Raw genomic sequence first — 628 nt, 5'->3', positions numbered from 1 at the left:
CACCCGCGACGACGATCTTCGTCGACGTCAGCGCCGGGCCCCGGCTAGAGCCTGCGAAGTCCACTGAGAACCCTTTCGAGCAAGTTGAGATCCGGCTTGCCGGCGTCGAGCTGCGGCTGGTGCAGCTGGACGAGGCCTTCGGCGGCCATGTCCGAGATGAGGACCCGGGCCACGCCGAGGGGGACCCGCAGGAGCGCGGAGATCTCGGCCACGGAGCGTACCTGGCGGCACAGGGTGTTGATCGCCTGGTACTCCGGGATCAAGCCGGAAATATCTTGGTATGGCGGAATCGTGGAGTGAACCAACGTCTCCATGGCCAAATGCGTCCGCGGCGTCGTGCGCCCGCCGGTCACCGTGAAAGGCCGGACCGGCGACGACGGCTCCTGTTGGTAACGCCGTAACCCGTCCTCCCAGCCCGGGCCGCCCATGCTCGTCACCGCGGCGAGGACGCCTGAAGCTCGGCGCGCACGGCCGGGGTCAGCACCTGCCCAGCGCGCTCGACCATCAGCGTCATCTGGTAGGCAACCAGACCCATGTCACAGTCGGGAGCGGCCAGCACGGCCAGGCAGGAGCCGTCGCTGATCGACATGATCAGCAACAGACCCCGCTGCATCTCCACCACCGTCTG

Annotated in this window: 2 protein-coding genes; both read right to left on the bottom strand. The window is 67.5% G+C overall.

Features of this window, described 5'->3' with window-relative positions; all coding sequences use genetic code 11:
- Positions 1-44: 44 nt before the first annotated feature.
- Entirely contained in the window at positions 45-428 is a 384-nt protein-coding gene (locus IEY93_RS36970) for a DUF742 domain-containing protein (protein WP_189167828.1), read from the bottom strand.
- A 5-nt stretch (positions 429-433) separates the two neighbouring features.
- On the bottom strand, positions 434-628 hold a 195-nt coding region (locus IEY93_RS36965), incomplete at its 5' end, for a roadblock/LC7 domain-containing protein (RefSeq protein WP_444544682.1).

Source organism: Sphaerisporangium melleum (assembly GCF_014646695.1).
Lineage (GTDB): Bacteria > Actinomycetota > Actinomycetes > Streptosporangiales > Streptosporangiaceae > Sphaerisporangium > Sphaerisporangium melleum.
This window is presented reverse-complemented; position numbering and strand designations above follow the sequence as displayed.

Bases quoted from the DNA above. Each gene is read 5' to 3' on its own strand.
- IEY93_RS36970 (WP_189167828.1), bottom strand. From the start codon at position 428: ATGGGCGGCCCGGGCTGGGAGGACGGGTTACGGCGTTACCAACAGGAG.